Annotated in this window: 6 protein-coding genes and 1 tRNA gene; 4 read left to right on the forward strand and 3 right to left on the reverse strand. The window is 65.3% G+C overall.

The window, feature by feature from the left end; translation table 11 throughout:
- Positions 1–68: 68 nt before the first annotated feature.
- Both Q0066_RS10430 and Q0066_RS10435 read right to left on the reverse strand, forming a co-directional pair.
- Positions 69–1,415, reverse strand: coding sequence for a DUF3100 domain-containing protein (locus tag Q0066_RS10430; protein WP_298132639.1), 1,347 nt, complete (start codon positions 1,413–1,415; stop codon positions 69–71).
- Between the two features lie 40 nt (positions 1,416–1,455).
- Entirely contained in the window at positions 1,456–2,703 is a 1,248-nt protein-coding gene (locus Q0066_RS10435; protein ID WP_298132641.1) for a M20 family metallopeptidase, read from the reverse strand.
- Between the two features lie 284 nt (positions 2,704–2,987).
- On the opposite strand from Q0066_RS10435, the gene Q0066_RS10440 reads away from it, so the two are divergent.
- The 4 genes from Q0066_RS10440 (at position 2,988) to Q0066_RS10455 (ending at position 6,638) form a co-directional block, all read left to right on the forward strand.
- Positions 2,988–3,061 (forward strand) — tRNA-Ile (locus Q0066_RS10440).
- A gap of 496 nt (positions 3,062–3,557) precedes the next feature.
- Positions 3,558–4,241: a hypothetical protein gene (locus tag Q0066_RS10445; protein WP_298132643.1), complete on the forward strand. Its 684-nt coding sequence runs from the start codon at positions 3,558–3,560 to the stop codon at positions 4,239–4,241.
- Positions 4,231–6,033 carry a sensor histidine kinase gene (locus Q0066_RS10450; RefSeq protein WP_298132645.1) on the forward strand — a complete coding sequence of 601 codons (1,803 nt, stop codon included), beginning with the start codon at positions 4,231–4,233 and terminating at the stop codon, positions 6,031–6,033. Before Q0066_RS10445 ends, Q0066_RS10450 begins: the two co-directional genes overlap by 11 nt.
- Entirely contained in the window at positions 6,030–6,638 is a 609-nt protein-coding gene (locus Q0066_RS10455; protein WP_298132647.1) for a response regulator transcription factor, read from the forward strand. The genes Q0066_RS10450 and Q0066_RS10455 overlap by 4 nt, the downstream gene beginning before the upstream one ends.
- Positions 6,639–6,801: 163 nt before the next feature.
- Here Q0066_RS10455 and Q0066_RS10460 read toward each other — a convergent pair.
- The coding region (locus tag Q0066_RS10460) for a hypothetical protein (protein WP_298132649.1) at positions 6,802–7,125 on the reverse strand (324 nt) is incomplete at its 5' end.

Here is a 7,125-nt window from a genome sequence, read left to right on the forward strand (position 1 = left end):
GGGCGAGAGTCCATCCGACGTCATCGCGGGCTTGCCCCGGGATCTCCGACCTGCACCGGAACTGCGGCCTACCGGTGCAGGATGCCGAGCACGACCTGCGCGATGACCGTCGACGCGAGGAAGGTGGCGGCGATCACTACGAAGCCCACGGGCAGGATCTTCCAGCCGATCTGCCGCAGCATCGGCAGATCCTTGCCGATGCTGAGACCGGCAACGGCAAGCATCAGCGTGATCACCGAGAGGTAGTCCACCGATTCGGCGGTGTGCAGGACCCAGCCCGCGTAGGGGAACCACGGCGAGGTGATGTAGGTGCCGATCAGGATCACGGTGATCAGCGCCGGCACCTTGCCGTTGGTCAGGCCGGACAGCCAGATGGCAACACCGACCATCGCCACGATCAGTGCGTAGGTGATCACCATGTCGAAGGAGAACCCCTTCTTCACGATGCTGGCCGTCACCAGTCCCGCGACGGTCAGGATCAGCAGGCTGGTCGCCGGGTTCAGGTTGACCTTGGGCACGTCCAGCACGCTGGCGAGCGCATTGAGCTTCCCGGTCGATTCCTGCTTCACAACCTCCTTCTGGTTGCGGGTCAGGAACTTGTAGAACCGGTCCGCCACCGGCAGTGAGATCCACAACGTGAGCGGGACGCCCACAATCGCGGCGATCAGGTTGGCCGTGGTGGCGAGCGCCGCGATGGTGTCGGCGAACACGGGGTGCGCCGCGCTCACCGAGGCGATGCCGGCGGCCATCATCGAGCCCGACCCCACACCGGATCCCATCGCCAGCGCCTCCCAGCGGAAGATGCCCAGCGAGGAGATGATCGAGGCGACCAGACTGACCACGATCGCGCCGAAGATCGACCCGAACACGTACATCGACAGCACGCCCCGGTACTGCGGGGAGTCGGCGCCGAAACGTGACGTGACCATGGCGAACGAGGGCTCACGGTCGATCGAGAAGGTGGCTCCGACGGTGGCCGGACCCATCCGCAGCAGCACCGCCAGCGGCAGGGCGAGCAGCAGCGAGCCGAACACGTTGCCCAGTTCCTGCAGCAGCAGCGCCGGTCCCGCCGCGAACAACGCCGGCAGCTGCTGGCCGAGGGTCAGGCCGAGTCGGGCACAGAGCACCAGGACGGCCACGCTCATGATGGCGTTCGCGGTGTGCTGCAGGTCGATCGGCAACGGCCGCCAGGTCTGCCCCGAGATGAGCACGCCCATCAACAGTGCCCAGATCATCGGCAGCAGCATGAGCGAGACGCTGCCGAGAGGCACTGTCAGCGGGCCGATGAACTGAGCGATGGCGGCGAGGACGACGATGAGCCCGAACAGCAGCCACAGCCCTTTGTCTTTGAGAGAGATGTCGAAGGTGCGTGGTGGTGCCCCGGTCGCGTCCGTGGCTTCTGGTGTGGTGGACATCGGGGACCTTTCAGTTCGGGGGGTGCGACCCGGCCGGTGCTCAGGAGGAGAATTCGGCCTGGGTGGCACCGGCGGGACGGGCGGCTTTGCGAGCCTTGAAGTCGGCCCGCAGTTCCGGAGTGAGCGCCACATCGAGAACGGTGGCGGCCATGCTGACTGCGCCGTCCATCAGCGCCTCGTCAGCCGCGGGGCTCACCGCGATCGCGGTGAACGCCGGGTTGTGCGGCGGCGCGTCCGCGCCACGGAAGGTGACCAGCGGATGGATCGCCGGCACGACCTGGGACACGTTGCCCATGTCCGTCGACCCGCCGCCGAGCCGGACCTCGGTGTCGATCGTGCGTCCGCGGGCGGCGAAGTTGACGTCCCACAGGCCGGCGAGGACCTCGTCGCTGAGCACCGGTGCGTACGGATGCTCGGTCGGCGCCCACTCCCAGGTGCAGCCGGTCGCGATCGCGCCCGCTTCGAAGCAGCGCAGCACCTTCTTCTTCATCTCGCGCCAGACCTCCAGGTCGTAGGCCCGCAACTCGACCTGGACGACAGTCCGGTCGGGAATGATGTTGGTCGCCTCACCGCCGTGCGAGATGAACGCGTTCAGGTTGGTCTCCTTGGGCAGATGCTGGCGCAGCATCGCGAACGCGTTCAGCGCGAGCACCGCCGCGTTGGACGCGTTGATGCCCAACTCGGGAACGGCCGCGGCGTGCGCGGTCAGGCCGGTGTAGGTCACCTCGAAACGGTCCACCGCGGTGGAGGACATGCCGCGCGCACTGTGGCTGTCGCCGGTCATCTCCGGTGTCGCGGTCATGCCGTGCACCATCATCGAGAAGTCGGCCTGCTCGAAAGCGCCGGCCTCCAGTAGGGAGACCTTGCCGCCGCCGTGCTCTTCGGCCGGGGTGCCGAGCAGCACGACGCGCAGGCCCGCGTCGTCCGCCACCTTCGCCAGGCCCAGCGCGGCGCCCACGCCGGCGGCACAGATCACGTTGTGCCCGCAGGCGTGTCCGACGCCCGGCAAGGCGTCGTACTCGGCGCAGATGATCACCGTGAGATCGCCGTCGCCGTAGACGGCCTCGACGGCCGTTTCGACACCGTAGGCACCGAGCTCGACGTCGAACCCTGCCTCACGCATCGTGTCGGCGACGAGTGCCGCTGCCTTGTACTCCTTCCACGACAGCTCCGGATTCGCGTGGATCGTGCGGCTGATGCTCAGCAGTTGCTCGCGCAAACCCTCGATCTCTCGCGTGGTCCGTTCCTTGACCGCCGAGAGGTCGGCCGCGGCTTCCAGTTGGGTCATGCCTTTGTTCTCCCTTGTCGTAGAGCTCTCGCCGCTCAACTGAGGCTCACCCTATTGCCGAAGCACCGACTTTGAGGAGGCAATTACCCAAATAGTTAACAGAGCTGTAAGACCAGTGCTGAGTCAGGCTCGCGTCGGTCCGCGTTCAGGTTGCACTGGTCAGGTCGGCGTTGGCGCCAGGCTTCCCGGGCGAAGAGGTCGCTCCGATACACTTTGGCCCGGTCGAGGTGAGCCGCAGACGCAGGGCGTAGCCAAAGACCATCGGCGGTCCCCGTCCGCCGATTGGGGCGGTAGCTCAGCTGGTTAGAGCAGGGGACTCATAATCCCTGGGTCGCGGGTTCGAGCCCCGCCCGCCCCACCGACCGTCATTGCTCAAGTTGAGGGCCTGCGGCAGTCGGCGCCGAGTTCCAGATTCCGCGATCCGGCGTTGCAGCTCGACTGCGATGGGCTGCACACGCCTCGGCGGGAACCGTCGTGCCCCACCACCAGCGTCGTCAAGCGCGCTCGGTCCCTGCCGCGTGTGCTGTTCGTCGTCATCAGCGTCGGCACCGCCGTCCGCGTCGCCACTCGCGGGATGCAGGAGGGACCGCGTTCGCCCAAGTGACCTCGAAAGCACTTCACGCCGTTGCTTCGATGACGATGGTCGCGACGGTCCCGCCAACCGGTGGACGACACTGCTCGTCGTCGGTGCCCCCCGCGTGTTGAGCCCTGGTTCGCGAGTCAGCGGTTCTCATCGTCGGAGCGCTCGTGGGCGAGGTCCGCAGCCGTGAGCAGGCTCTCAAAGTCGGGAGGAAACTGCACTGTCGTCCTGGGAAGAAGGCTGTGTTTGATGGCGCTGGATGAAGGAGGCCCCCATGGCTGATGCCACTACTCTCATCTCGCCCGATAGAGCGAGTACCGACTTACGCCGCGCCGCACTCGGGGCGTTACTCGCACTCGTCGGATACACGTTGCTACCCACTTTCCGCGCTGTGGTAGAGGCCATCATCGGTAGCAATACATCCGTATACCCGAGCCCCTCCGAAGTTCCACAGAATGAGTGGTGGGGAATTTCCGGAGGAGTCATATTTTTTCTTATCGGCATCGGCGTGCTTCTACTTGTCTTGAATCTCCCGACTAGCCCTCTCGGCCGCGCGCTCGGCGTCATCGGAGGCGCCGGCTTCCTACTCAGCGGCGCGGGAGCGCGCGCAATGTACAGCCTCGCCTCGGCGAACCTGACCCACACCGGGGCAGATTCAGGTGCTCAAACCGCGGCACTGTGGGCAGTAAACATTGCGAACGGTGGACCGCTCATACTGGCCGGATGCAGTTTCGCCGGCTGGCTGATTCTCTATGGGCTTTCCCGTACGGGCTTAAGCACCATCGGCACCGGTGTCGGTATCACTGTGGCTGTTGCAGGAATGTTGATTGCCCTGGCTGAAATGTCGGCCGCATTCTTTCCTGCCCAGTTCCTCTACGTGCCGATCTTCATGTTGCTGACGATCGTCCTCTACCGTCGAGCGGGCAGGATGGGTCAGACTGCTACTGATGGCAGCTGATCCAATCGAGGCGATCGCCGCGGTTGGTACCACGGCGATCGTCGTCATGCTTATCGCCCTGCTGACGTGGCTCGCTTTACGACAACGACGCGTGTGGCCTGCGGCGTTAGCCGTCGCCCTTGTGCTCGCGGGAGTCGGCATCTCGCCCTGGCTGCCCGCGGGTGCGACCTGGGACGGCGGGCTGCAAGTGGCAGGCTACGCCCTCGCCTTTGTCGCCTACCCCGACGGACGAGTTCGCCCACGATGGTTGCTCCTGCCTCTCGTGCCGATGTTGGTGTGGAGCCTCGCTTTCGCGGTTGTGGTCAGGGCGGAGGACGGCGTCGTCCCGCTCCCTGCGCAGCTCGCGAACCTCGCCGTCCTGTGCTTCGCACCCGTGCTGGTGATCCGCTACCGGCGCCGCCTGTCGACAGTCGAACGCGAGCAGGTGCGCTGGGCGCTGCTTGGCGCGATAGTCACGTTCATCGGTATGCCCACACTCGTGCTGGCGTCGTTCGCCGCCAATACCACCGTGAGCCAGCTCGGCCCGGTGACGCTCGTGCTGGCGTCGTCGCTGGTGCTCGCGGGCCCGGTGGGACTGGCACTCGGACTGCTCCGCCCTCGACTTGCGCCAGTAGATGTCGCACTGTTCCGCACGATCCAGGGAGCTATCTGCGCACTGCCTCTCGCTTGTGGAATCGGGCTCGTCACCCGATTTCTGCCGAATCCGAGTGGAGCTTGGGTCGCGGCACTTCTCACGCTCATCCTTGCCTTCCCGCTGTGGCGACTCGGCGGCCGGCTGTCCTCCGCGTTCGTATTCCACGGTCGACTCTCGCCAGAGGCAGCGACCAAGCTCATCCGCCACGCCCTGGCATCGGAGCATCGCGCCGAAGACGCCCCTCAACTTCTCGCCGACACCGTGCGGGCTGCTCTGGGCACCAAGGCCGCGAAAGTGACCGGCGATGGTCTGCGATCCGCAACGGCGGGAGAACCAGACGCGACGATTGTCGCCTCAGTTCCGGTCTGCTACGCGGGTGAGGCGATAGCGGAACTCGAAATCGCCCCGAGACCCGCAGAGTCGAACCTGACGAAAACAGATCTCGCGATTGTCGAGAACCTTGCGACGCGTGCAGCACCTGCTCTGCATGCCGCGCGTACGGTGACCGCCCTGGTCGATGCCCGCGCAGCGTTGGTGATCGCGCACGAGGAGGAACGCAAACGTCTACGTCGCGATCTGCATGACGACCTTGCTCCCACTCTCGTGGGGCTCCGCCTGACGGCGACAGGTTTAGCCCGAATCCTTCAGGCTCGATCATCCTCCGATGCCGCCGAGATCAGGGCTTCGACCGCGCTCATCGGCGATGTGGAGGCCGCGATCGCGCAGACCCGCGCCCTCGCTCACGGCCTACTCCCGCCCGTGCTCGCCAACCGTGGTCTGATAGCAGCCGTACGCGACCGCGCCCGCTCTGACGATGAACTGCACATCGAGGTTTGCGCACCCGACGAACCTCTAATCCTTCCAGCAGCCGTCGAGGTCGCCGTTCTGCGTATCGTGCAGGAGTCAGTGACGAATGTGCGCAGGCATGCGAGAGCCTCGCATTGCATCGTGCGGATTGTTCGGAACAGTCACTCGCTGACTGTGCAGATCGAGGACGACGGGCGCGGCCTCCCCCGAGAAGTTGGCGCGGGCATCGGGCTCGGTTCGCTGCGGCTTCGAGTACAGGAACTCGGCGGTGCTCTGCGCATCGACACCTCTCCACAGGGCGGGACGCAGGTGCGTGCTGACCTACCAGTTCCGTACGAGGAAGACCCATGACGCGCATCCTGATCGTCGACGACCATCCGGTCTTCCGGAGAGGGCTGGCCTTTCTGTTGGAGACAACCGGGCACGAGGTGGTGGGCGAGGCCGCGAGCGGCACCGAGGCACTCACCGCCGTGCGGGAGCTACGACCGGAACTCGTGGTGCTCGATATGGGCCTTCCCGAACTGCATGGCGCGAGGGTGGCAGCGTCGATACGCACCGAGTACCCTCACGTCCGCATCGTCGCCGTCACCATGTACGACGATGAGAGCACGATCGCCCAGGCGCTAGAGGCTGGTGTCGATGGCTACGTGTTGAAGGATGCCGCGCCTGAGCAGATACTGGCCGCGATCGAAGCAGCCAAATGTGGTGCCCGTGTGCTCGGCTCCGGCGTAGCCATGCCGCCCATTCCGCACACCCATGAGGCAATCTCTCGCCACGGTTTCACGACGCGGGAGCGCGAGGTAGCAGAGATGCTCACCCACGGCCTCAGCAACCGGACGATTGCAGGACGGCTCGGCGTGAGCGAGAAGACCGTCGCCAACTACGTCGTCTCGGTACGCCAGAAGATGGGCGCCGCGAGTAGGTATGACGCGGCACGCATGCTCCGAGAGGAATAGCAGTTGCGATCACCCGAGCGGATTGTCAGCCGGTCGCCATCGTTTCGCCGGAGCACTACGAAGCTCTCAAGGAGACTGCCTACCTGAGGCGCTCGCCCGCCAAGCCGGTCACCTAGCAAGTCGAGCACGTTCCAGCCGCGATCGCGGTAGCTCTGCGGAATATTCACGGACTGAACTGGTTGTATCTGATACCCCTAGGGGGTATACAGGAGGCATCATGACGAACCATTCGGCACACGACCACACCCGTGACTCGGACCCGGGAGCGACGGATCGCACGAGCGAGAGCCTTCAGCAGGTGCACGACCACCACCTGGAGGACGGCTCTCACAACGGACACGCCGGGCACGGCGATCACTCTGATCACAGCGGTCATGTCGGACACGGTGACCACTCTGATCACAGCGGTCATGTCGGACACGGCGATCATCTTGATCACAGCGGTCATGTCGGACACGGTGACCACTCCGGCCACGGCGGCCATGCG

This window comes from Micropruina sp. (assembly GCF_027492755.1).
Lineage (GTDB): Bacteria > Actinomycetota > Actinomycetes > Propionibacteriales > Propionibacteriaceae > Micropruina.